This window comes from Citrobacter sp. MGH 55 (genome assembly GCF_016906145.1).
Taxonomy (GTDB): Bacteria; Pseudomonadota; Gammaproteobacteria; order Enterobacterales; family Enterobacteriaceae; genus Citrobacter_A; species Citrobacter_A amalonaticus.
This window is the reverse complement of the sequence record NZ_CP070239.1, coordinates 3,290,682-3,314,046: the sequence shown is the minus strand read 5'-3', so window position 1 is coordinate 3,314,046 and position 23,365 is coordinate 3,290,682. Positions and strand designations below refer to the sequence as shown.

Here is a 23,365-nt window from a genome sequence, read left to right as displayed (position 1 = left end):
GTTGCTGATCTATAAGTTATTCAGGCTATTGAAACGCTGACGTGTGAATTAGGATAGCGTATCACCGAACATTCAGAGCGATACCATGAAGACTCTTTTTATTGCCCTCTCACTGATACTCCTGACGGGATGCGCGATCAACAGACAGGCACAGGTGAGTGATGCCAGCGCGACAACCGGCGTTGTGCGATTGAGTTACGATCAGGCGATGCTGCAAAACGCCTATACCGACGATTATATCGCCCAGGGCACCGCCACGCGCGCATGTCAGCAACTAGGCTATGCCAGCGCCCAGCCATTCGGTCAACCCGTCAGCACCTGCAGTGTGTATGCAGGCTCCCTGTGTATGAACACGAAAATTACACTCTCCTGGCAATGTCAGGGCATCGCCATTTCGCAAGCAACACCTCATTATTATTAATTTACGGGCCAGTATTAACTGGCCTGATTTATCCCGCGCTAATTATTTTATAGCGCAAATGCGTTTTATTCCCATTCGTATTTTTAATAATTAAATTTATTATTTTACCTTTTGCAAATATTTAAATAACAAATTATAGTGACGCCACATCAACATATTTATGAATTTTGTGGAGCGAAGTCATGCTGAAAACAGAAATGATCGACAAACTGAATGAGCAAATGAACCTGGAATTATATTCCTCCCTGCTCTATCAGCAGATGAGTGCCTGGTGTAGCTACCACAGCTTTGAAGGCGCCGCCGCGTTCCTGCGTCGCCACGCGCAGGAAGAGATGACGCACATGCAGCGTCTGTTTGACTATCTGACCGATACCGGCAGCCTGCCGCGCATTAATACCGTCTCATCGCCTTTTGCTGAATATGCATCGCTGGATGAGTTATTCCGTGTGACTTACGAACACGAACAGTTGATCACCCAGAAAATTAACGAACTGGCGCATGCCGCAATGACCAGTCAGGATTATCCGACCTTTAATTTCCTGCAATGGTATGTTGCCGAACAGCATGAAGAAGAGAAATTGTTTAAATCGGTGATTAATAAATTAACGCTGGCAGGAAAAAGCGGCGAAGGTTTGTATTTTATCGATAAAGAGCTGTCGACGCTCGATACCGCAAATTAATCATAAAACGGTGAGGAAATTCCTCACCGTTTTCTTAATGACGGCATATCTTGCTTTCGTGCGTAGAGAAACCGTCATCCTGAGCGATAAATTTCCCTTTCGCCGCCAGAAACGCCACCAGTTCTCCCGCCGTCATGTCCGACGCTGAGCAAGTATGAAAACGCGCCGCTTCGCCAAACCGCGCCTTAATCGCAGCTTCGAGGCTAGCCGTAGAATAGTTCTCGCCTGACTCAATCATCATATTCAACACTTCGTGACCATGAACAGAATCCATCATTCCTCCTCAATAAAGTGCGTAGCCTACGGCGAAACGGCATCCGCTGCTTTGCGCCAACGCAGGTTGCGCTCATTTAGAGTGTAAATATTCTTATACAGTCGATGTAACGGTCATTTGACGAAAATAGCGTTTTGCCTTACCCTGCGCCGCAGATCTAACCGTTGTTTTTCTCTGGGACAGTGTAAAGCGTGAAGAATAGAACTCTGGGAAGTGTTTTCATCGTGGCAGGCACCACGATTGGCGCAGGGATGCTGGCGATGCCTTTGGCGGCCGCCGGGGTCGGTTTTGGTGTCACTTTAGCGTTATTGATTGGGTTGTGGGCATTGATGTGCTACACCGCGCTGTTGCTGCTTGAAGTGTATCAGCACGTCCCGGCTGACACCGGTTTAGGGACGCTGGCTAAGCGCTATCTGGGACGCTATGGTCAGTGGATAACCGGCTTCAGTATGATGTTCCTGATGTATGCGCTGACCGCTGCCTATATCAGCGGCGCGGGTGAGTTACTCGCCTCCAGTATCAGCGACTGGACCGGAAGCGAAATGTCCCCCACCGCTGGCGTATTACTGTTCACCTTTGTTGCCGGTGGCGTCGTCTGCGTGGGCACCTCGCTGGTCGATTTGTTTAACCGCTTTCTCTTTAGCGCCAAGATTATTTTTCTGGTCGTGATGCTGGCGCTGCTGATGCCGCACATTCATAAAGTCAATCTTCTGACCCTGCCGCTTGAGCAGGGGCTGGCGCTTTCGGCTATCCCGGTCATTTTCACCTCTTTCGGCTTTCACGGCAGCGTCCCCAGCATCGTGAGTTACATGGAAGGCAACATCCGCAAACTGCGGTGGGTATTTATTATCGGCAGCGCGATTCCGTTAGTGGCCTATATTTTCTGGCAACTGGCGACGCTCGGTAGCATCAACTCCACAACATTTATGGGACTGCTGGCAAATCATGCCGGGTTGAATGGTTTGTTGCAGGCGTTACGGGAGGTCGTTGCCTCGCCGCACGTTGAGCTGGCGGTGCACCTTTTTGCTGACTTAGCGCTGGCAACCTCTTTCCTCGGCGTCGCACTGGGGCTGTTCGATTATCTGGCCGATCTGTTTCAGCGCCGTAATACAGCCGCTGGCCGGTTGCAAACGGGCGCAATCACCTTTCTGCCACCGCTGGCTTTCGCCCTCTTCTATCCACGTGGTTTTGTGATGGCGCTGGGCTACGCCGGCGTCGCGCTGGCAGTGCTGGCGCTGATCATCCCTTCACTGCTGGCATGGCAGAGTCGTAAACAGAATCCGCAGGCGGGCTATCGCGTACTGGGCGGACGCCCCGTACTGGCACTGGTGTTTACCTGTGGCATTGTGGTGATCGGCGTACAATTTCTGATTGCCGCCGGACTGCTGCCCGAAGTGGGATAAAGAAAAGGGGCGTCAGCCCCTTTCTTTTCAGTGCAGACAGCACTGCTTGTATTTTTTACCGCTTCCACACGGGCACGGATCGTTGCGGCCGACTTTCACTTCCGCTTTCACTGGCACCTGCACTGGCGTTTCCTGCGGGTGCGCCATCCAGTATGCATGGAGATCCAACGCTGCCAGGCGGATCGCCTCAACGCTTTCTTCAAACGCTTCCGGGGTGAGTTTCTCAACCACCTCGAAATTCTCTTCTGTACCGTGCAACGCAATGGCGTCAAGAGCGGGTTTCAGTGTATCCGGTAGCGCGGACCAGTCGGAAAGCGCAACGCCGCGCATGTAGCCGAAGCACCACTCTTCCACAATGGTAATCTCGCGCCCTTCAATTTCGCGCAGACCAAACAGCGGTTCAAACTGTTCCGGGAAATCATTCAACCGGTCAGCGGTGTCCGCCATATGCTGGAAAGCGAGATTCATAAAACGCGTCATCTCTTTTTCAGAGGACCAGCGCGGCACATATTGCGCCCCACCCCATACGGCAACCAGCCACTGCTCTGGCTCAATTTCACGTGGTGAACTGAGTACAGCCGTCAGCAGTCCATCCAGTTCTGCCACGTCAAGAATGGCATGTTCGGTGTTGTACTTGGTCAGCACATCATCCAGCCACTCCAGTTCACTTTCGTTCAACGGTCCCGTTTTCATCATACTTGTCCTCGGTAAACACTCTCGCCAGCGGCTATCTTACATGGCGAACGAGGAAACGGATACTGATTGCCGCGTGGGACACCTCACATGGGCATCCATTCTCCTCATCATTTCTTTCTGCAAAACAGATACGGCACATTGGCGTTTGAAAAGACATACGCAGATTGATACTCATCCACGGTCAGGGTCAATTCACCACCTTTCTTCAAAAAGAATGGAGATAATATCTTTTCGAGTTTTTCATCCGTCACGGTATCGGAAAAAGTTTTGACAATGCGTACTGTATGTAAAATCCGCGTTCTGAACTGCTGGGTATAGTTAAAATAGACCAGCCGATTGACATTAATCTTTGTCTCGCCATCCACTTTACCCGTAATGACGGCCAGCCCTTCTCGCTTGTGCATCTGATAGGAAACCGCGCCAACGAAACGGGCATCACCAACATTCCAGTCAGCATCACCAATACAATCCAGGTATGACGGTTTGAATAGCAGATATAACAGGTAAATACCGGAAATCACCGATGTGCTGAACAACCAAATCAGGAGTAATACAACCGTATTTTTACTCATTGGTGTAAATTCCAGAAAAAATGAGATGAACAAAATGCCTCAGTGTCAGATCGAACATCTTTGTTGCACACAAAAGCCACAGCACGTCCGGTTTTGGCGTAATCAGAGAGAAAGATATAATTGTTGTCCTGGCAAAAGTTCGGATATTTTTTTATCAGCGCAGCGTAATTATCAGTGACCGACTGCGTCACTTCATAATAGACATGGCAGCGATTATCATTTTTCTTATCCATGTGCAGGGCCACAAAATTCTGAAATGGCATTTTCAATCGATTCTGATACATAAACATGCAGTTTATTATCGTCACAATAAAGAAAAAGGATATTCCAATGCGTAGCCCGCGGGATTCGTTCGGTAGAATGCTTGCGGTGCATTCTTTTTCACTGGTTAGCGTTTTGATTGCTGAATTTTCAGAAATAGCAAGATTCTGAAGAGGAAACGGTTCAATCACAATATCTGATGATAATGTTAGTCCTTGACGGGAAATAGTTTTTACCATATGTCTTGGTAATCCTATCTCTTCCAGTGTCTTACGTAATGTTAAAATAGTCTGATAAAACGTATTGGGCAGGGTCACAACATCACGCGCTTTCCAGCCTTCGTTTACCAGTTCTTTTTGCGCGATGACCCTACCCTGATTCAAAATAAGATAAAGGAAACATGCCGTGGCGGGTTGCTGTAAATAAACAACCTCTCCAGTTGATTGATTTTTCAGGCTTCTGGTCTGCGGATTGAACTCTACTGTTCCATTAATTAAGTACAATATCATCGCCATGTCCTTTGGATAAATCCCGTTATCCCCCTAAAATGGTTCTTCATCACCGTGTCGTCCCTGGACATGTTGCCCAATGGAATAATCGATAATTCTTAAAGCCTATGGCAAAAATGTGATACTGCGTTCACAGGAATATTTGGCTCTGAAGACGCACCAGTTGCGCATAACCTGAAGAAACAATGCAATATTCTTCATATTCATTTTCCGCAACGCTCTTAACTGACTATTGCTGATAGCTCCCTCGCTGAGCAGCATGTTTCGTGCAATGGCGCGCTTTCCGAGTCCCGCCAGATAATATTCAATGATTATCCGTTCCCTGTTCGACAATGATCGGGTATGCAGAGGGATCCGCTTATTCTGCTTTAGCTGATCCAGTACGTAAAAGTACTCCGTTAAAGGCGCATTTCGGGTCAATGAATAGCATCGTAGTTGTGTAAAATGCGTTAACGTATCCATTGTATCCGCACGCAGACATTCAATACTGTTTGTAATATAAACAGTACCACCTCCTGGATCAAAAACAACAATCTCAGGTGATTTATCAAGACCACTAAAGAACAGTATTTGCTGCAGACCAGCAATAAAGTACTGGTCATGTGAGAATATATGCATTATTCATTAGCTCCACTCGTAACAGCGATATTTCCAGGATTTAAAATTGCATGCTAAATTCATCTATTACAACATTATATTTTTACCGTTTCCACTGAGTCGATTCCTTTCGCCTGGCGATACATTCCTGAAAATTAATTGAAAAAATCAAACAAAAACACAATAAAGACAGCTACCCTCTTTGTGATATTGATTATTGCTGTAAATATCTTAAACTGTCATTTTAAATAGCCTTAAACGACCTTAAATGAAGAACATCAGACATCTCAAGTAAAAATCATGTTTGTAACCGTATGATTTACAATAAGATAAAACAAAAACATTAAACTGTCAGCACACAATAAAATCATATTAAAGGAATATTGATGAGTGATGCAGTCCTGAGATCACCCGTCTCATGCAATGACGCCGGGATAAGCAGCCTGAGTTTCTCACTGACCATAAGAAGTTTAAATACGTTACTCATTCTTTACACCGAATGTTACTTACTAAAAATAATGTTATTTTCTTACCTGGATCGAGAAGCCTCCCCTCTGGAGAAACGCATTAACCACGTCGGAGTATTTATAAAAAATGATAAAAATATCTTTAAGGACATTTGACTTTTTTTATTTCTCATCTTTGAAAGATCCCTTTATCATGAGAATGTCTGAGGCTAGTATGGTGACAGAAACGACCCCATGTAATACCAAAGGATAATGACTTACATTATGACGACGATTACAAGGCATGAAATAAATGAAGACTGGGCGCTTGCCGGAATGGTTGAGGCTGGCGGTTTTATCTTTGTGAGTTACTGTGTTGGAAATATCGGACAACCCATTGAGGCACAAATCAATGGCGCGTTTGATAATCTGAGTGAAAGGCTAAGCACTATCGGTCTGACGCTGCAGTCAGTCGTGAAAATTGATGCGCTGTTCCGCGACGTGTGGGATATTCCGGTGATGGAGAACGTCATGAAGCAGCGCTTTCATGGCCAATTTCCGGCCAGAAAATCCATTCAGACTGAATTTGCTCATCGCGGAGGCACATCAGGAATGTTGTTTCAACTTGACGCCATTGCTTGACGATAATATCCCATCCTATTACAGAGCGTTCTTGCGGCGTAATGAATAAACTCACCGCAAGAGCAATTCTCAGGAATAACCTTCCCACAGAAATAGTATGCCATAGACCTGACTCGCGCTAACTACGCTGGGTTAACAATAAATTCACCGCCAGACCCACAAAACCACATGAAAACAGGATCCGTAGTCCCGACAAAATCATCGGGTGGTTTAATACCTTCGTGCGCATAAAGGATGAAAAAACACCATACAACATGAACACGAGCAGCGTCATTAACATGAAGATCAGACTCAGTATTAACATATCGGTTGCCGGTGCGGTTGATGTGGTTTGAATGAATTGAGGAAGGAAGGCCAAAAAGAACAGTGACAACTTGGGATTTAACAGATTGATAAATATTGCGTGCAGGATCACTTTTACCCTTGACTGAGAAATGTCGCAATCATCCGGTTGTAATGTTGATTTCTCTTTTATGATATTCCACGCCATATATAACAGCCACACGACCCCGGCATATTTGATGACGGTAAACGCCATTTCACTGGAGTAGAAAATGGCGGCTAATCCCGTGATGGCGGCCAACATATGCGGAACAATCCCTAATGTACATCCCACTGCAGCCAGCAAACTCATCGCTGTCCCCCGCGACAGCCCCATCGCGATGGTGTAGATAGCACCGGTTCCCGGCGAAATAATCACAATCAAAGAGGTTAATAAGAATTCGATACTGATTAGCATGGCGTTATCTCTGGTAAACACAAAACAGGAGAGTCAGTGTTTATCAGGGTACCCCTACAGATCTTGTAGAAAATTGCAGACGGTTAATCCACCATCGCGGAACGATATTGCCCCGGCGTGATGCCTGTCTGTTTCTGAAATGCATGAGTCAGATGGCTTTGATCGGAAAAACCAGCCATTAATGCAACATCAACAGTTCTCTTGCCCTGTGCCAAGAGTTTTTTTGCCAGCCGAACTCTGGACTGTAAAAGATAAGCATGCGGCGTCATCCCCACCTCCCTGGAAAAACGGCGAATGAGCTGGAATCGGGAGATGTCACACAGACTGGCTAATCTTGTCAATGTCATGTTCTCCTCCGGGGCATCATCAATGAACTCTTTTACCCGTCGTACTGTCGGAGAAGGCAGAATACGCGGTGCGGCAGAAAGGGTGTGGTGCCGTCCAGCCTGCATAAGGCAACGCATGATCATCTCTTCAATCGCCATAGCATCAGGATCATCGGCAGCGAGCTGATGAAGAAACTGCCTAATCATCAGACCAAGAGTAGGATCGTTAGCCACAGGCTTCAGGGTTAAATCACCTGTGGGTATGTCGGTATTCCATTCTTTTATAAAGACGTCAGGATTGATATACAACATATGCCAGCCCCGCGGACCCGTAGCGGGGATCCCGTCGTGAATTTCGCCGGGATTGACCATGATGATATCCCCTGTTACCGCATTTACATTGCCGATATTACTCCAAGAGCGATGGCTTCCCTGGATGAAAACCCCAATGCCGAATTGATCATGAGAGTGACGAGGGAACGCGCGCGCTGAATATAACGACAGTATTTCAACATCAGGTATCACACGACGGTACTGCTTCACCTGATGAACGTCTTTTTTCATGGTCGTTTTCTCATGGTCATGGAGGGAGATAAACATCGATTCTCTCAAGATACCCTCTGAAACGAAGACAGACGACCAATCTTTTGTAATTAGCTGGAACAGACTCGACTCAGGCCCGAATAAAAAAGGAGCAGATTTTACCCTGCCCCTCACCCTTCTCATGGAATATCCAGTCCCATGCTTACCAGTTGTATTTCACACCCACCATGCCCTGGGCATTGCTGTAGTGGTCGCTCCCCACTTGCCCGGAGATATTTCCCCAGACCGTCAAGCGAGAGGAGAGTTGTCCTTCCACACCAATTTTCAGTTCTGCCAAATCTTTTACTCCCTGGACGTCATTTGGCATCTCACCCATGGTCACTCGCGGACTGTGTGAGTTGTGGATCCAGTTCGCTTCAACAAATGGCTGGATGCCTGCCATCTTGTCTTCTTCGAAGGAGGGTTTACGATTGACGTATGCTCTGACACCCAGACTGGTCATCAGATTACCAGTGCTATCCGCCTTCACCGGCGTGCCATTACGTTCCCGATGATCGTCCGCCTGCACATCCATCCAGACGATCTGAGCTTTGGGCTGGATCCAGTAGGTCAATTGCTGACTTTCTGCAACCTTCAGGCTGTAACCCGCCTCAACCGCAGCCGTGATGCCTTTGGATTTATACGTTTCACTTGGCTGATACTGACCATTGACGGTGTTATCAAACCAGTTATAGAGCATCCAGGTGTCCACATAGCTTCCGGATTGATCAGGTTCGTTGGCATACCAGGTACCATACAGACCCACACTGTAACCGTCGACCGAACCACGGGAATGATGGTTATTTAACGCTGATGTGGTGCGGCTACGGCTGTTGGCATAACCCGCCATTAGCCCAAGATGCCAGCGGTCCAGACCATCTGAACTCCACTGCGCCAGATCGCCGCCAAGTTGCAGCACATAACTATTGCTCTGGGTTTTTAACTGTTCGCTATCGTCGTTAAAGCGCGTATGACTTCCCACGTTGCGTATCCACATGCTGGTAGTTTTACTCTCACCAGTTAGCGCATCGGTATACTGCGTTTCGCCAAGACGATCGTGAAGCCGCGAAATGAACAGGGTATTGGCAGCCAGGTTATTAGCCAGATAACTGCCAAATTCCGGGCGAACCTGTGAAGGACCACCAGGGTGAACCGGTACCTGCGGGATTTCTGGCGAAGCTGGCACGCCCGGGTCAACGGGGTCACTCAGCCCCCCAGTGCTGCTTAAATACCAGTTGCTGCCGCGCCGGATCACATTGTAATCATACGCACCGGCAACAATGCGACTCTCTTTCTCGAAAGTCCCACTGGAGTTTCCTGCAACATTGACAATTTCAATCCCTTCGACCGTCTGCGCGCCCATGCCACCAATATTATTGATTGCCACCAACGTGTGGCCGGAGGTATTTCCCTCTACGATAAGTTTGTCCGTTGCGGAGTTATCCCCTCCGAGTACCGTGTTCATCATCAGGGTGCCACCGCCGGTATAATCGCCTTCCACAGTCAAAGACTTAAACGCGCCAGTATTGCCCGGCGCCAGCATATTCACGCGCCCGCCCGACAGCGACAGGTTAGTGACATGCGAATTGCCAGTCATGTTCCATACCGCGCCGTTAGTGATATTCATGTCTACGACACCCTGGCTGGTCGACGTTGTTGTTGCGGTATAACTGGCCGCGGTTAACCAGGAGTTGGCATTATTGAGGGTCATATTCAGCGTACCGCCGTTTGTCGCCCCAATATCGCCGTCAATCTGAACGGTTCCGGTTTCTGATGTGTTCACATCAATCAGGCTTCCAGCGCCTGATGAAATCAGCGACCAGGTTATCGCAGGATTATCATTGATAAATAACCCTTTCTGAATGTCCGCTTTGCCTCCGGCAAGAACTTCAATCCCGGAAATATACTCCGCCTGAGAACCTGAAGTGGAAACCGTCAGGTCATCCTGAAATTCAGCATAAGTCGTTTCTTCGGGACTGCCATAAAGATAGACACCCCGAGTTGTATCCACGCCGTTTAATACGGAAATAGACGTTCTCCCTTTGAAGAGGGCCTGACTTTCCCACAGGTAGAGTCCCGTGTTGTAATATCCCCCGTTGCTCTGGAGTTTGAAATCCGCATTGGCGATTAATGATGAGGTATCCATCAGCGCGACGCCTCTAAGCCAGTGCCCATCTAACCATCCAAGATATTCGTGTTCATGTTCACCACGCGTACCGAGTGGCGTCAGGTTTTCACCAATCAGGGTCGTGTCGCTGTTAAAGACAAAATCTGTCGAGTTAGCAGAAAGAATATCCCCCCCAACATTGTCACCAAAAAGATTGTCTATATCTCCATGGACAATAGCTTCAATGAGCGTAGTGCCGGTGAAGGTGAAACGCGAGCGGGTGAGGTAATCGCTACCCACTCTGGATAAAATACCCTGGCTGCTTTTCAGATGGATGAAATTTGCTTCCAGATTCGCGTTGTTGACGACATTATAGGCCAGCGGATAATTAGCCGATCCTGCAATTCTCCCGACCATGATTGCAGACTCATTTGTATCAATCAGAATGTTATCTGCCCTGACGTTCAATGAACTGCCTCCGGACATCAGTATCCCGATGCGTCTGTCAATCGAGTAACTCCCCGGATCGCCATCAACATTGATGTAAAACTGCCCTCCGTCAAAATTGAGTTCCCCCTCATAAAGACCAATACCATGGCGGTGCGTAGAAACCTCATCGGCCAGAGGCACGAGCACAGAGAGATTGATTTTATTTGCGCCATCGCTCTCAAAATTTAATACCCCTCCTGGCCCGGCGAAGAGGCCATAGATATTGGAAGAGCTGTCTTAACAACATTGCTGACGACAACATTGCCTCCGGTAAAGGTCATCGTTCCGCTAAGTGTTCCTCTTTTCCAGGCATAAACCGCAGAACTGTTATCAACGGGATTATTATTAAACCCTATAATGCTCAATGTCTTGCCCTGAGCAATGTCAATATTCATCCTGCCATTAGTCGTATTAAGTATTGAACGCTGGTAATAAAACATTCCGGTATATCCGCTGGCATCCAGCAACACATCACCCGCCGTTACGGTATGATCACCCGAAGCAATCTGGTTTATGCCGGTGGTGTAATTCCAGCTGACTAATTCTTCCGTGTAGACAGGAAAAGCGACTATAACGGTACAACCTGAAGCTGCTAATAATATCTTTTTCAATATCCCTTGAATCATTTGTCTGTCCTCCTGATAAGCATTTTCATTGCCAGTGTCGCTGCGATAACGTTTTTCCCCAGAAAGAAAATTCCCCGGCTAATGATTTTAAATAAAACAATAACACTATCTCCTCACTACGATATATTTCATCAATATCAGGTTCTTAATAACAGCGTATAACCTTGCTAATTAAGATAATTAGCACCCAATTCCCATTATTCCGATTTATTAAAAACCAATACTCCTGATAAGAATTCTCTTTGTTTTTAAAAGAAATATTACTTTTCAGGCGTCATATAAAAGCCGGTAGAATATAAAATTAGATGCACAGAAAACCACCAAAACTGTACGTTTCAGAATAATGGCCTTCATGTTAAATGATAAAATACTCTCGTAACATCAGATGATTTCATCTACTGAAAGATGAAGAATAGAAATCACCCGTATTAAATATAGCCAGAAAAATGCCAAATGTATAGAGCTATTTATTTGTGAAAATATCATTCTATTTTTATCATTGACTTGTTAAATAGGGACTGGATTATTCCTGGTTTTTTACAGACCCAATATATCTCTGTTGCGTATTATATTGACGCGCTTTGTTTGAAGTCCCCTCTACAACGCCTCAAGCGGCTGCGAATGAATAAAGGAAGCAATTCGGCGTATTGCGCGATTTGCTTCCGGTATCTTGCCTGCGGATGACTGGAAGACGTGCCATAAACCGTTCCAGACTTCCATTTGAACGTTAACACCCGCCTCTGTCGCCTGTTTTGCAAGGCGGATCGCGTCATCGAGAAGTAATTCATCGCTTCCTGTCTGTACCAGGAGAGGGGGAAGTCCAGTCAGATCGCCAAAAAGAGGAGAAACCAGCGGATTTGAGGTTTCGGCATCAGAACAATAGTATGCGACGGTTTGCCGCAAATCCTCAATAACGATCAGCGGGTCCTTATCTGCACAGGAAGAGATGCTGTCGCCCGATAAGGTGTAATCAAGCATCGGAGATAACAAAAAACCGGAATGCGGCAACGGAGAATTTTCACTTTTGAGTAGCAGGAGCAGAGATAAAACCAGCCCTCCACCGCTTGAGTCACCGCCAAGAATGATCTCTTCAGGCCGATACCCCTGCGCTAATAGCCACTGCCAGGCATATTTGGCATCCATCAAACCGGCGGGAAAGGGATTTTCAGGAGCTAATGAATAGTTGAGCGTGAGGGCATTCACGTTTGCACAATGGACAATATGTCCAACCAGTTTCCGGTGTGTGATGCTTGATCCCTGACTGTTACCTCCGCCATGAAGGTACAGAATAACTTTCCGCTTTTCGGCCTGCGAATGTCGCACCCACTCCGCTGAAATACCCTCTTCATCAATTTCTTCTGTGCTGACATTTTCGGGTAACGGAACATTCTTTGCCCCTTCTTCCCATACTCTTCTTTGCTCATGAAGAGGCGTGTTAAGCACGAAATCTACATTGCTTGCGTAATTCCTGAAAAGTGCGTCTCTTTTGCGCTTAGCTTCAATGCTTAACATGATGTCGCCTCACTGCGAATCGCCAGACTGGAGATCAGTATACAGAAAACGCGTTCGGTTTCACCACAATACACCATGAACTCTCGTCCATGAAATGACGCCCGCAGACGGTTACCAGACAATCTGGAGGCAAATTTCAGACACAAAAAAACCACCCGTAGGTGGTTTCACGACACTGCTTATTGCTTTGATTATTCTGCTTTTCCCATGGTACCCGGAGCGGGACTTGAACCCGCACAGCGCGAACGCCGAGGGATTTTAAATCCCTTGTGTCTACCGATTCCACCATCCGGGCTCGGGAAGAAAGTGGAGGCGCGTTCCGGAGTCGAACCGGACTAGACGGATTTGCAATCCGCTACATAACCGCTTTGCTAACGCGCCTTAAATCTTTGTCTTGCGACTGACACCCGCAACTGCCGATGTCTTAATCTGGAGCGGGAAACGAGACTCGAACTCGCGACCCCGACCTTGGCAAGGTCGTGCTCTACCAACTGAGCTATTCCCGCATCATCAAGTAAATCGTTAATCACTTGATTTTACTATCGTCTGGCAATCTGTGCTGCCGTTCGATGCGTTGCATTCTACTTACCTGACGCAATGAGTCAACGATATTTTTCGCCACTTACGCTCGTTTGCTGAAATTTACGGCGAAACGATCACTGATCAAGCAAATCCCCACGCGCGGCGTTCAAATACTGGAACATTGACCACAGCGTCAGGACCGCAGCGACGAAGAACAGTGCAATCCCCGCGTACTCTACCCAGATATTCGGACGCCACAGCAGCCAGGCCAGCGCTGCCATTTGCGAGGTGGTTTTGACTTTGCCGATCCAGGAGACCGCCACGCTGCTGCGCTTACCCAGTTCCGCCATCCATTCACGCAGCGCGGAAATGATGATTTCACGTGCAATCATCGTGGCCGCGGGCAGCGTCACCCACCAACTGTGATAGTGCTCGGTCACCAGTACCATCGCAATTGCCACCAGCACTTTATCCGCAACCGGGTCGAGAAACGCACCAAAGCGCGTACTCTGGTTCCAGCGACGCGCCAGAAAACCGTCAAACCAGTCGGTCACCGCAGCGATACAGAAGATCAGCGCAGCAACGAACGGCGCCCAGGTGAATGGCAGATAAAACACCACGACAAAGAATGGGATAAGTATGACGCGAAACAGCGTAAGCAACGTTGGAATATTAAATTGCATAGTGACGGGTAACTATCTGTTGTCAGAGAATTTACCCCTATGTTGCTACAGCGGACTCAATGTTTCAACGACCAGAAGATCTTTTCTGCCAGTCCTTGCGAAATACCCGGCACTTTTGCAATTTCTTCAACGCTGGCGTTACGTAATCCTTGCAAACCACCCATATATTTCAACAACATTTGGCGACGCTTCGGTCCAACGCCTTCGATGGTCTCCAGCGTACTGGTGTTTTTCACTTTCGCCCGTTTTTTACGGTGGCCGCCAATGGCATGATCGTGGGACTCATCGCGGATATGCTGAATCACATGCAATGCCGGCGAATCCGGCGGCAAGCTAAATCCCTCACCTTCCGGTTCAAAGAACAGCGTTTCCAGACCGGCTTTACGGTCAGCGCCTTTTGCAACACCTAACAGCAGAGGGTGGTTTTTATCCCAGGGGACATCCAGCTCGGCGAAAACGGCCTTCGCCTGCCCCAGTTGCCCTTTTCCGCCGTCGATCAGGATCACATCCGGAATCTTACTTTCTTCGATGGCTTTACCATAACGGCGACGCAGTACCTGATTCATTGCCGCATAGTCATCGCCCGGCGTGATGCCGGTGATATTGTAGCGACGGTATTCCGCACGCAGCGGCCCGTTCGCATCAAAGACCACGCACGACGCCACCGTCTGTTCGCCCATCGTGTGGCTGATGTCAAAACATTCCATCCGTTTTACAGCTGGCAGCTTCAGCACGGTTGCCAGCGCCGTCAACCGTTGGGTAATGGTCGACTGCTGAGAGAGTTTCGTGGTCAGCGCCGTGGCGGCATTGGTCCGCGCCAGTTTCAAATAACGCGCGCGATCGCCGCGAGGTTTGGTCTGCACATTAATACGACGCCCCGCCAGTTCAGAAAGCGAATCGGCCAGCAGCGTTTTGTCGTGCAGATTGAAATCCAGCAGGATCTCGCCAGGCAACGTGCGCATCTGGCTGCCCTGGAGGTAGAATTGCCCGACGAAGGTTTCTACCACTTCGCCCAGTTCAGTCCCTCCCGGCACTTTCGGGAAATAACTGCGGCTGCCCAGCACTTTCCCCTGGCGGATAAAGAGCACATGGACACAGGCCATCCCGGCATCAAACGCAACGCCGATCACGTCCAGATCGTCTCCCGCGTTGGAAACGAACTGTTTCTCCGTCACCCGGCGCACGGCCTGGATCTGATCGCGTATACGCGCAGCCTCTTCGAACGCCAGATGTTGACTGGCTTTCTCCATCCGCGCGATCAGTTGAGTTAAGACCTGGTCATCTTTACCGGATAAAAACAACCGAACATAGTCAACCTGCTGCGCATACTCTTCTTCACTCACCAGGCCTTCGACGCAGGGCCCCAGGCAACGGCCGATCTGGTATTGCAGACAAGGGCGCGAGCGATTGCGATAAACGCTGTTTTCACACTGACGGATCGGGAAAATTTTCTGTAACAGCGCCAGCGTTTCACGGACGGCATAGCCGTTGGGAAACGGGCCAAAGTATTCGCCTCGGGTATGTTTCGCCCCACGGTGCATAGCCAGCCGGGGATGCGTATCCGCGCTGAGAAAAATAAAGGGATAGGATTTGTCATCACGTAACAGCACGTTGTAACGCGGCTGATACAGCTTGATATAGTTGTGCTCGAGCAGCAACGCTTCCGTTTCGGTGTGCGTCACCGTCACATCGATTTGCTGAATGAGGGCAACCAGCGCTTCGGTCTTACGCGAAGCCAGGTTGCTGCGGAAATAGCTGGAAAGCCGTTTTTTCAGGTCTTTCGCTTTACCCACATAGATAACCGTACCACCGGCATCATACATACGATAAACGCCGGGTTGACTGGTTACGGTTTTTAGGAACGCTTTCGCGTCAAACTGATCGCTCACTGGCTTGTTAACGTCTCCGCATTACACAGGCCATGGCGAATTGCCAGGTGAGTCAGCTCTACATCACCATGAATGTTTAGTTTACTGAACATACGGTAGCGATAGCTGTTCACCGTTTTAGGGCTGAGATTCAACTGCTCGGAAATCTCATTCACCTTCTGACCTTTAGTGATCATCAGCATAATCTGCAATTCGCGCTCAGACAAACTGGCAAACGGGGTTTCCGTTTTTTCGGGTTCAATCTGGCTTAATGCCATTTGCTGGGCGATGTCAGAAGCAATGTAGCGCTGCCCGGAATAAACCGAGCGGATGGCACTTACCACTTCCTGAGGCGCAGCACCCTTACTCAGGTAACCTGCGGCTCCGGCCTGCATCACTTTTGCCGGCAACGGGTTTTCCGTGTGAACGGTCAACATAATCACTTTAATATCGGCAGTTGAACGCGCAATTCTGCGCGTGGCTTCAAGGCCACCAATACCGGGCATGTTCATGTCCATCAACACGACGTCGACGGTGTTGGCGCGACACCATTTAACGGCATCCTCACCGCAACCTGCTTCACCGACAACTTTTATACCCTTTATATCTTCAAGAATGCGTCGTATCCCTGCGCGCACCAGTTCGTGGTCATCAACAAGAAGAACGTTGATCAAAGGAATATCTCCAGAATAGGGATAACGCTACTGATAGTGGATCGCCACTATATTAGCGGGTTTTATCTCAACTTTAAAACGTAAAAAACGTCCGGTAACCGATTTTGCTCTCGTTTTCGGAAATTAGTCTGTACGCTTTGTGGAAACTTAGGCTAAGAACAGCCAGTTACACGCACTATTTTCGGGAACGAGGTTTCACAATAGTGACAAAAACTCGCTTTCTCTCGCCTAAATGCTAAATAGACAGGTAAGTTTGTAACAATAATTAACGAGTAAAATACTCGGAATAAACAATAAATGAGGAAAATATAGACTTCTTATGTTGTTGTTTAATTTAACTCCGCTGGTGTGATTTCCGATCGAAAAACAACCACTGCTATTTTTCCCTCAGCTTATGGTATACTCCGCGGCCTTAACATTTATCATCGCAAATTTTTACTGAAACATTACGAGGAAAATAAATGAGTACGCCTGATTTTTCCACTGCCGAGAATAATCAAGAACTGGCTAATGAAGTCACCTGCCTGAAGGCGCTGTTAACGCTGATGCTGCAAGCCATGGGCCAGGCGGATGCGGGCCGCGTGATTCTTAAAATGGAAAAACAGATCGCGCTGGTCGAAGACGACGCGCAGGCTGCAGTATTTTCCAGCACTGTTAAGCAAATTAAACAAGCTTACCGTCAGTAAAGAAAAACCGGCTGAGAGCAGTGCTTTCAGCCGGTTTATCGTCTGCCACGCAGAACGTTTATTGTTTCAGATAAGCCCGGTCGCCGCGGCATAGCACGCAATCTGCGTCTTATTCGGCGCGTTAAACTTCTTCTGCATATTCTTCTGGTGAAAGTTAACGGTATTTTCTGATATCGACAGAATCATCGCAATTTCAGCTGAAGTCTTCCCTTCCGCCGTCCATTTCAGAATCTCTTTTTCTCGTTTGCTAAAGCGCATTTCCGGCGCCATCACCATCTCATCTTCGAGTCGGGAAAGTGCCGTTAAGCTTTCGCGCACCAGCAACTGCAGTTTCAATTCGACTTCATCGCCCGCAAACGGCGTATTACGCAGACTTGACCGTGAGACCGAGAGGAAGCCTAATGCGCGATTTGGCAGCATGAGACATTGCGTGACGCCTTTGCGTAATCCGTGTGAACGGGCAGCATCCCACATTGTCTGCGCGTCACTGAATAATGCGTCATTCCAGGGCAGATGTCCCTGAATGAAGTTTTCCGGCTTCAGCACAGGATCAATCGCGAAATAGTTTTCCGCCTGATATTGCGAAACCCACGCATCGGGATAAGTGGTATGAAGGGAAATTTTAGGACGCGTGAACGGAACCGGATGCCTGACACACAGCGCGTAATAATCAAATTCCAGCAATTGTGTTTGCTGCTGTAATTCGCTGTAGACGTCTTCTGCGCAAGTCATTTCGTGAAAGCGTAACAGCATCGTCCGTCGCCAGGTAAAGAAATCTAAATCCTGCATACTCAGTATTCGCACCCTTGAGAGTGATAATCATTTTAAATGTGAGAAATAACCTATCACATAAACATACGGTAGATGTATAAAATATCGGTCAGGGAGCAGATTACTTGAGCGTTGTTTCAGTTCGCGTATTTTGTCCAGGGAAATACGTTCATCGTCATGCGTCTGATATTACTATTTATGCATCTCCACTCGGCCGAAATGGGATAATCCCGGACGAGTGGAGAAAACCAATCATTGCAGCAGAAACTTCTCAAGAAACTGACGGGTTCTCGGTTGCTGTGGATTGGCAAATAGCGCTTTGGCTGGCCCCTGTTCCACAATGCGCCCCTGATCCATAAATATCGCCCGGTCCGCAACATCGCGGGCAAAGCTCATTTCATGGGTCACAATCACCATGGTGCGTTTTTCCTGCGCCAGTTGACGGATAGTGCTCAACACCTCGCCCACCAGCTCAGGATCGAGCGCAGACGTCGGTTCATCAAACAGAATCACTTCCGGGCGCATGGCCAGCGCACGGGCAATCGCCACTCGCTGCTGCTGCCCGCCGGATAAGCGCCGCGGGTAGCTGGTCTCTTTCCCGGCCAACCCCACTTTCGCCAGCAGTTCCCGCGCCCGCGTCATCGCCTCTTCTTTGCCCTCGCCTTTCACGATAACCGGACCTTCAATGATATTCTCCAGTACCGTGCGATGGGGAAAGAGATTGAAGCTCTGGAACACAAAGCCAACATGCTGGCGCAACTGGCGAATCAGCGTTCGTTGCTGACCGAGCGATCGCGCCGTATCAATGGTGATATCACCCACGGTGATCGTACCCGCTTCCGGTTGTTCCAGCAGGTTAATACTGCGCAGAAGCGTCGTTTTTCCCGACCCGCTGGGACCGATGATCGCGACCACCTCTCCCGCCTGCACTTGCAGATCGATGCCGTGCAGCACCGTCTGCCCATGAAATTTCTTGACCAGGTTCTTTACGTCGATCGCACTCATTTCGGCTCTCTCTCCTGGCGGTTCAGTTGATTTTCAAAGTAGTTCTGCAATGAAGACAGCACGGTTGCCATGATCCAATAGATTAGCGATGCCGCGAGATACATGGTGAATACCTCCAGCGTGCGCGAGGTGATCAGCTGCGCCTGACGGAACAGTTCTGGCACCTGGATGGTGGCCGCCAGCGACGTGTCTTTCACCAGACTGATAAAACTGTTGCTCAGCGGCGGCAGCGCTACCCTGGCAGCCTGCGGTAAAATGGCGCGACGCATGGTCTGCCACGGCGTCATCCCGATACTGGCAGCCGCTTCCCACTGTCCTTTGTCAATCGATGAAATCGCCGCGCGCAGCGTTTCCGCGGCATAGGCCGCCGTATTGAGCGACAGGCCAATCATTGCGGACGGCACCGGATCCAGCTCAATACCAAACTGCGGCAGACCGTAGTAGATCATAAACAGTTGTGCGATAAGCGGCGTACCGCGAAAAATAGAGATATAGAAACGCGCCAGCCAGCGCAGTGGCAGCAGCGGCGACAGGCGCATCAGCGCGAGGATAAATCCCAGCAGCAGGCCGAAGAACATCCCGCCAATACTGAGTTGCAGCGTAAACACCGCCCCTTTGAGCAGATACGGCAGGGAATCAATAACCAGTTGGATACTTTCTTGCATGAGCTTATCCGAAATTACACGTGTGGATGGTAGGCAAACAGCGCAGGCGCCCCACCAGTATGGATAAAGAGAATCGGGCCTTCGTCTTTAAAGCGTTTCTGGCTGATTCCGTCAATCAGTCCGGCCATCGCTTTTCCGGTATAGACGGGGTCGAGAAGGATCCCTTCCAGACGCGCCAACAACTTCACGGCTTCCATCCCCTCTTCATTTGGCGTGCCATAGCCTGGGGCATAGTAGTCATCCCACAACAAAATCTCCGCCGCCGCTGTCAGTTCCAGTTCTCTGGCAACAGCCTGTTGCAGCGCCACCACTTTCGGTTTTTGATCGGCTACGCTGCGTGAAACGGTTACGCCAATCAGATCCACATCCGGCATCAGTTGTTCCAGCCCAACCGCCAGCCCGGCGTGCGTTCCTGCACTGCCAGATGCTACCACCACCGAAGAGAGCTGCACCGCGCCTTCACACTGCTGAGCGATTTCCAGCGCGCTTTCAACATAGCCTAATGCCCCCAACGCGTTTGAACCACCGACCGGTATAATGTAGGGACGAAAGCCCTGCGCTTCGATTCGGGTGGCCAGTTCTTGCAATTGGGCATCCGGTGCATGTAGCGCATCGCACATCTCAACCTGTACGTTGAACAGATCCAGCAGCAGTCGGTTGCCATTGGTGAGATAGTTTTCCGCCGTGGTGCCAATGGGGTTTTCCAGCAGCGCCACGCAGTGCAGTCCCAGCTTCGCGGCGACCGCCGCCGTCTGACGCACGTGGTTAGACTGAATTGCGCCTGCCGTGATCAGCGTATCAGCGCCTTCACGCAGTGCATCTGCGGCCAGGAACTCAAGCTTGCGCAGCTTATTACCGCCCATCGCCATCGGTGTGACGTCATCGCGTTTGATGAAGATATCCCGTCCCAGGTAGTCAGAAAAGCGCGGCAGGTATTCCAGCGGCGTCGGCGCACCGATAAATTCCAGGCGCGGAAAGCGTGTCAGGTTGTGCAGTGGCATAAAGCCTCCGATTATTCGTTGTTGTGATGTTCTTTTTATTATGCACGTTCAAACGCATGAAATAAAAAAGGCGCTGATTAAAGCGCCTTTTTTTTCATATCGTTCGGACTATTTGGTGATATCCGCGCCAAACCATTTCTCAGAAAGCGCCTTCAGCGAGCCGTCTTTCTGCATTTCAGCAATCGCTGCGTCCACCGCCTTCAGCAGATCTTCATTGCCTTTACGCAGCGCAACGCCAGACTCCTGACGGGAGAAGGCTTCACCGGTGACCGCCAGCGTATCTTTGGTCTTTTTAACCAGATCCAACGCCGCCAGACGATCCACCAGAATGGCGTCGATACGGCCTACGCGCAGATCCTGATATTTCGTCGGGTCATCATCATAAGTCCGGATATCAACGCCCTGGACGTTCTGACGTAACCACTCTTCATAGTTAGTACCCAGACCCACGCCCACTTTCTTATCTTTCAGATCGGCTGCGGTTTTAATCGCGCCTTCATTGCCTTTTTTCACCAGCGCCTGGATACCGGAGACGGTATAAGGGGTAGAGAAATCATATTTCTTCTTCCGCTCGTCGGAGATGGTGACCTGATTGATCACCACATCGATGCGTTTAGAATCCAGAGAGGCCAGCATCCCGTCCCATTTGGTCGGTTTCAGCGTGGCTTTCACGCCCAGATGCTTCGCGAGCGCTTCGGCAAATTCCACTTCAAAACCGGTCAATTTACCGTCATCGCCCTGGAAACTGAACGGCGGATAGGTACCTTCCAGCCCCACCAGCAGCGTGCCGCGATCTTTAACCTTCTTTAACAGACCTTCATCTGCAAACGTTTTTGCGCTCATTCCCGCGACAAGCGCCACAGCCATCACGCCCATCAGCGCCTGGCGACCCAGAAGTGCTAATTTCATATTTACCCCGAATGTTGTTATGAATGCCCGTAGTGTAGAGCGTTTATGGGTAACGACATAAATCACTCTGCTACATCTTATTCATTTTTAATATATATCAGAAGTCATCCGGAGGGAGGAATTCTGTTGCTGCTCGGGGCGAGCATGCGCTTTATATTGTGCGTACTTACGCAGCGCGATGCGATAGTTGTTGGTGCTGGTCTCCGGCAGCCACGGCGCCAGGTTTTCATCAAGGTAACCGTCCTGGAGCAGATCGTGAGAAATTTTCTGCTCGCTGAGATGATTACCGAGACGGCGCAGACGGACAACATACTCGCGTACGGTCCCGTGGCTCATTTCGGTCTGTTCAAACAGGAATTGTTTAAAACCAATGATGTCGAAGAAATCGCTCTGCGTCTTGCAGTGCAGATCGCCGCAGAAACGGCATAGCGCCACCCACTCTTTCTGCTCCTGCTGCCAGGCGGCTTCATCCATGAGTGTATCGAGGCGGGAAATGGCGATTTTATTGACGATCTGCCCTTTGCGCACCAGCGTGATGCGATCCAGTAACTTGTGGCAATGGGCGCAATGCGTCTGGCTGTGTTTAAAGTCTTTGAGGTAGCGGCTTAGAGGCCGTCTTTTTGATTGCTGCACCGTCATGAGAACTCCTGGTAGTCAATACGTTGTGCGGCATTTTTCAGCGCCGACAACGTCGTTCGCTATAACTTACCCAGCTTCGTGCGTAACCGTTTTATGGCCTGACTGTGCAACTGGCTGACCCGTGACTCTCCGACTTCCAGAACCGCGCCAATCTCTTTGAGATTGAGTTCTTCCTGGTAATAGAGCGTGAGCACCAGTTGTTCGCGTTCCGGAAGGGCTTCAATGGCATCCATCACGCGCTGGCGCAAATTGCTCTCAAGGAGCTGTTGTAACGGGTTTTCCTGCTGGTGTTCTTCTGTCACCAGCTCGATACTATCGCCATGCTCTTCCCGCCACTCGTCATAGGAGAAGAGTTGGCTGTTGTTGGTATCAAGCAACATCTGACGATATTCTTCTACAGGAATCGCCAGCCGCTCCGCCACCTCAGTTTCCGTCGCGTTGCGCCCTAATTCCTGTTCCAGTTGCCCCATCGCCTGTGCCACTTCGCGGGCATTGCGCCGAACGCTACGCGGCACCCAGTCGCGGCTGCGTAGTTCATCCAGCATCGCCCCACGAATACGCTGCACTGCGTAAGTGGTAAATGCCGTTCCTTGCAGAGCGTCATATCGGTCAACTGCATTCAATAACCCGATACCGCCCGCCTGTAGCAGATCGTCCAGTTCTACGCTCGCGGGCAAACGCACCTGCAGGCGCAACGCTTCGTGACGCACCAGCGGTACATAACGCTGCCACAGCGAGTGTTTATCCATTACACCTTCAGCGGTATACAGTGAATTCACGATAAACAGCCCTGCGTTAAATGAGTTATCGGCATGATTATCCGTTTCTGCAGGGGTTTTAATCGGGTGAATAGTGGGTGAAATGAGGGGTTATTTAGGGGTTACCGGTAAAGCCAGAACGAAAAAACCCCGCCGGAGCGGGGTTTGCGCAAGAAGCGTAAATTAACGCAGCAGAGACAGCATGGTCTGCGGAACCTGGTTGGCTTGGGCCAGTACGGAAGAGCCAGCCTGCTGCAGGATCTGCGCGCGAGACATGTTGGACACTTCGGTCGCGTAGTCAG

At 49.3% G+C, this 23,365-nt stretch carries 26 protein-coding genes and 3 tRNA genes; 5 read left to right on the top strand and 24 right to left on the bottom strand.

Annotated features, from left to right (window positions below):
- The first annotated feature begins 85 nt into the window (after positions 1-85).
- Both yecR and ftnA read left to right on the top strand, forming a co-directional pair.
- Entirely contained in the window at positions 86-421 is a 336-nt protein-coding gene (gene yecR / locus JTI98_RS13445; RefSeq protein ID WP_044327825.1) for a YecR family lipoprotein, read from the top strand.
- Positions 422-603: 182 nt separating this feature from the next.
- Positions 604-1,101: a non-heme ferritin gene (ftnA, locus tag JTI98_RS13440; protein ID WP_216081366.1), complete on the top strand. Its 498-nt coding sequence runs from the start codon at positions 604-606 to the stop codon at positions 1,099-1,101.
- A 34-nt stretch (positions 1,102-1,135) separates the two neighbouring features.
- Here ftnA and JTI98_RS13435 read toward each other — a convergent pair whose 3' ends face one another.
- Positions 1,136-1,375, bottom strand: coding sequence for a YecH family metal-binding protein (locus JTI98_RS13435; RefSeq protein WP_061077863.1), 240 nt, complete (start codon positions 1,373-1,375; stop codon positions 1,136-1,138).
- 191 nt (positions 1,376-1,566) lie between these two features.
- Between JTI98_RS13435 and tyrP the strand changes: the two genes are divergently transcribed.
- Positions 1,567-2,778 carry a tyrosine transporter TyrP gene (gene tyrP / locus JTI98_RS13430; protein ID WP_216081365.1) on the top strand — a complete coding sequence of 404 codons (1,212 nt, stop codon included), beginning with the start codon at positions 1,567-1,569 and terminating at the stop codon, positions 2,776-2,778.
- Positions 2,779-2,805: 27 nt separating this feature from the next.
- On the opposite strand, the gene JTI98_RS13425 is transcribed toward tyrP, so the two are convergent.
- The 4 genes from JTI98_RS13425 to JTI98_RS21455 form a co-directional block, all read right to left on the bottom strand.
- Complete coding sequence (locus JTI98_RS13425; RefSeq protein WP_043000313.1) at positions 2,806-3,471, bottom strand: YecA family protein; 666 nt, start codon at positions 3,469-3,471, stop codon at positions 2,806-2,808.
- Between the two features lie 110 nt (positions 3,472-3,581).
- On the bottom strand, positions 3,582-4,046 hold the full coding sequence (locus tag JTI98_RS13420; RefSeq protein WP_216081364.1) for a hypothetical protein: 465 nt from the start codon (positions 4,044-4,046) through the stop codon (positions 3,582-3,584).
- On the bottom strand, positions 4,043-4,822 hold the full coding sequence (locus JTI98_RS13415; protein WP_216081363.1) for a winged helix-turn-helix domain-containing protein: 780 nt from the start codon (positions 4,820-4,822) through the stop codon (positions 4,043-4,045). The genes JTI98_RS13420 and JTI98_RS13415 overlap by 4 nt, the downstream gene beginning before the upstream one ends.
- A 99-nt stretch (positions 4,823-4,921) precedes the next feature.
- Positions 4,922-5,278, bottom strand: coding sequence for a LuxR C-terminal-related transcriptional regulator (locus JTI98_RS21455; protein ID WP_371811934.1), 357 nt, complete (start codon positions 5,276-5,278; stop codon positions 4,922-4,924).
- An 854-nt stretch (positions 5,279-6,132) separates the two neighbouring features.
- On the opposite strand from JTI98_RS21455, the gene JTI98_RS13405 reads away from it, so the two are divergent.
- On the top strand, positions 6,133-6,501 hold the full coding sequence (locus tag JTI98_RS13405; RefSeq protein WP_252869585.1) for a RidA family protein: 369 nt from the start codon (positions 6,133-6,135) through the stop codon (positions 6,499-6,501).
- 118 nt (positions 6,502-6,619) lie between these two features.
- Here JTI98_RS13405 and JTI98_RS13400 read toward each other — a convergent pair whose 3' ends face one another.
- The 11 genes from JTI98_RS13400 to uvrY form a co-directional block, all read right to left on the bottom strand.
- Positions 6,620-7,240 carry a LysE family translocator gene (locus tag JTI98_RS13400; RefSeq protein ID WP_058588219.1) on the bottom strand — a complete coding sequence of 207 codons (621 nt, stop codon included), beginning with the start codon at positions 7,238-7,240 and terminating at the stop codon, positions 6,620-6,622.
- A gap of 83 nt (positions 7,241-7,323) precedes the next feature.
- Positions 7,324-8,130, bottom strand: coding sequence for an AraC family transcriptional regulator (locus JTI98_RS13395; RefSeq protein ID WP_058588332.1), 807 nt, complete (start codon positions 8,128-8,130; stop codon positions 7,324-7,326).
- Between the two features lie 181 nt (positions 8,131-8,311).
- Positions 8,312-10,891, bottom strand: coding sequence for an autotransporter outer membrane beta-barrel domain-containing protein (locus JTI98_RS13390; protein WP_252869584.1), 2,580 nt, complete (start codon positions 10,889-10,891; stop codon positions 8,312-8,314).
- Positions 10,892-10,929: 38 nt separating this feature from the next.
- Positions 10,930-11,370 carry a hypothetical protein gene (locus JTI98_RS13385; RefSeq protein ID WP_216081362.1) on the bottom strand — a complete coding sequence of 147 codons (441 nt, stop codon included), beginning with the start codon at positions 11,368-11,370 and terminating at the stop codon, positions 10,930-10,932.
- A gap of 597 nt (positions 11,371-11,967) precedes the next feature.
- Positions 11,968-12,882, bottom strand: coding sequence for an alpha/beta hydrolase (locus tag JTI98_RS13380; RefSeq protein WP_216081361.1), 915 nt, complete (start codon positions 12,880-12,882; stop codon positions 11,968-11,970).
- A 208-nt stretch (positions 12,883-13,090) separates the two neighbouring features.
- Positions 13,091-13,177, bottom strand: a tRNA-Leu gene (locus JTI98_RS13375).
- Positions 13,178-13,189: 12 nt separating this feature from the next.
- Positions 13,190-13,263, bottom strand: a tRNA-Cys gene (locus tag JTI98_RS13370).
- A 49-nt stretch (positions 13,264-13,312) separates the two neighbouring features.
- Positions 13,313-13,388: transfer RNA gene (locus tag JTI98_RS13365), tRNA-Gly, on the bottom strand.
- A 150-nt stretch (positions 13,389-13,538) separates the two neighbouring features.
- Entirely contained in the window at positions 13,539-14,087 is a 549-nt protein-coding gene (gene pgsA / locus JTI98_RS13360) for a CDP-diacylglycerol--glycerol-3-phosphate 3-phosphatidyltransferase (RefSeq protein ID WP_042318323.1), read from the bottom strand.
- A 56-nt stretch (positions 14,088-14,143) separates the two neighbouring features.
- Positions 14,144-15,976, bottom strand: a complete 1,833-nt coding sequence (gene uvrC / locus JTI98_RS13355; protein WP_058588222.1) for an excinuclease ABC subunit UvrC — start codon at positions 15,974-15,976, stop codon at positions 14,144-14,146.
- Positions 15,973-16,629: a UvrY/SirA/GacA family response regulator transcription factor gene (gene uvrY, locus JTI98_RS13350; RefSeq protein ID WP_216081360.1), complete on the bottom strand. Its 657-nt coding sequence runs from the start codon at positions 16,627-16,629 to the stop codon at positions 15,973-15,975. The genes uvrC and uvrY overlap by 4 nt, the downstream gene beginning before the upstream one ends.
- A gap of 461 nt (positions 16,630-17,090) precedes the next feature.
- On the opposite strand from uvrY, the gene JTI98_RS13345 reads away from it, so the two are divergent.
- Positions 17,091-17,315, top strand: a complete 225-nt coding sequence (locus JTI98_RS13345) for a DUF2594 family protein (RefSeq protein WP_042318315.1) — start codon at positions 17,091-17,093, stop codon at positions 17,313-17,315.
- Positions 17,316-17,381: 66 nt separating this feature from the next.
- Here the strand turns inward: JTI98_RS13345 and sdiA are convergent, their stop codons facing one another.
- From sdiA to JTI98_RS13305, 8 genes are all read right to left on the bottom strand, one after another.
- Positions 17,382-18,104 carry a transcriptional regulator SdiA gene (gene sdiA / locus JTI98_RS13340; protein WP_216081359.1) on the bottom strand — a complete coding sequence of 241 codons (723 nt, stop codon included), beginning with the start codon at positions 18,102-18,104 and terminating at the stop codon, positions 17,382-17,384.
- Positions 18,105-18,338: 234 nt separating this feature from the next.
- Positions 18,339-19,091 (bottom strand): L-cystine ABC transporter ATP-binding protein TcyN, encoded by a 753-nt coding sequence (gene tcyN, locus JTI98_RS13335; protein ID WP_216081358.1) that lies wholly within the window; start codon positions 19,089-19,091, stop codon positions 18,339-18,341.
- Entirely contained in the window at positions 19,088-19,756 is a 669-nt protein-coding gene (tcyL, locus tag JTI98_RS13330) for a cystine ABC transporter permease (protein WP_042318310.1), read from the bottom strand. Before tcyL ends, tcyN begins: the two co-directional genes overlap by 4 nt.
- A 14-nt stretch (positions 19,757-19,770) precedes the next feature.
- Complete coding sequence (dcyD, locus tag JTI98_RS13325; protein ID WP_044257602.1) at positions 19,771-20,757, bottom strand: D-cysteine desulfhydrase; 987 nt, start codon at positions 20,755-20,757, stop codon at positions 19,771-19,773.
- Positions 20,758-20,865: 108 nt separating this feature from the next.
- Positions 20,866-21,666: a cystine ABC transporter substrate-binding protein gene (gene tcyJ / locus JTI98_RS13320; RefSeq protein WP_043000301.1), complete on the bottom strand. Its 801-nt coding sequence runs from the start codon at positions 21,664-21,666 to the stop codon at positions 20,866-20,868.
- Positions 21,667-21,753: 87 nt separating this feature from the next.
- Positions 21,754-22,305 carry a flagella biosynthesis regulatory protein FliZ gene (gene fliZ, locus JTI98_RS13315; protein WP_043000300.1) on the bottom strand — a complete coding sequence of 184 codons (552 nt, stop codon included), beginning with the start codon at positions 22,303-22,305 and terminating at the stop codon, positions 21,754-21,756.
- 59 nt (positions 22,306-22,364) lie between these two features.
- A complete protein-coding gene (gene fliA, locus JTI98_RS13310; RefSeq protein WP_044257600.1) occupies positions 22,365-23,084 on the bottom strand; it encodes an RNA polymerase sigma factor FliA in 720 nt (239 codons plus the stop codon).
- A gap of 162 nt (positions 23,085-23,246) precedes the next feature.
- Positions 23,247-23,365 (bottom strand): flagellin (locus JTI98_RS13305; RefSeq protein WP_252869639.1); only part of this gene is annotated, 119 nt, incomplete at its 5' end.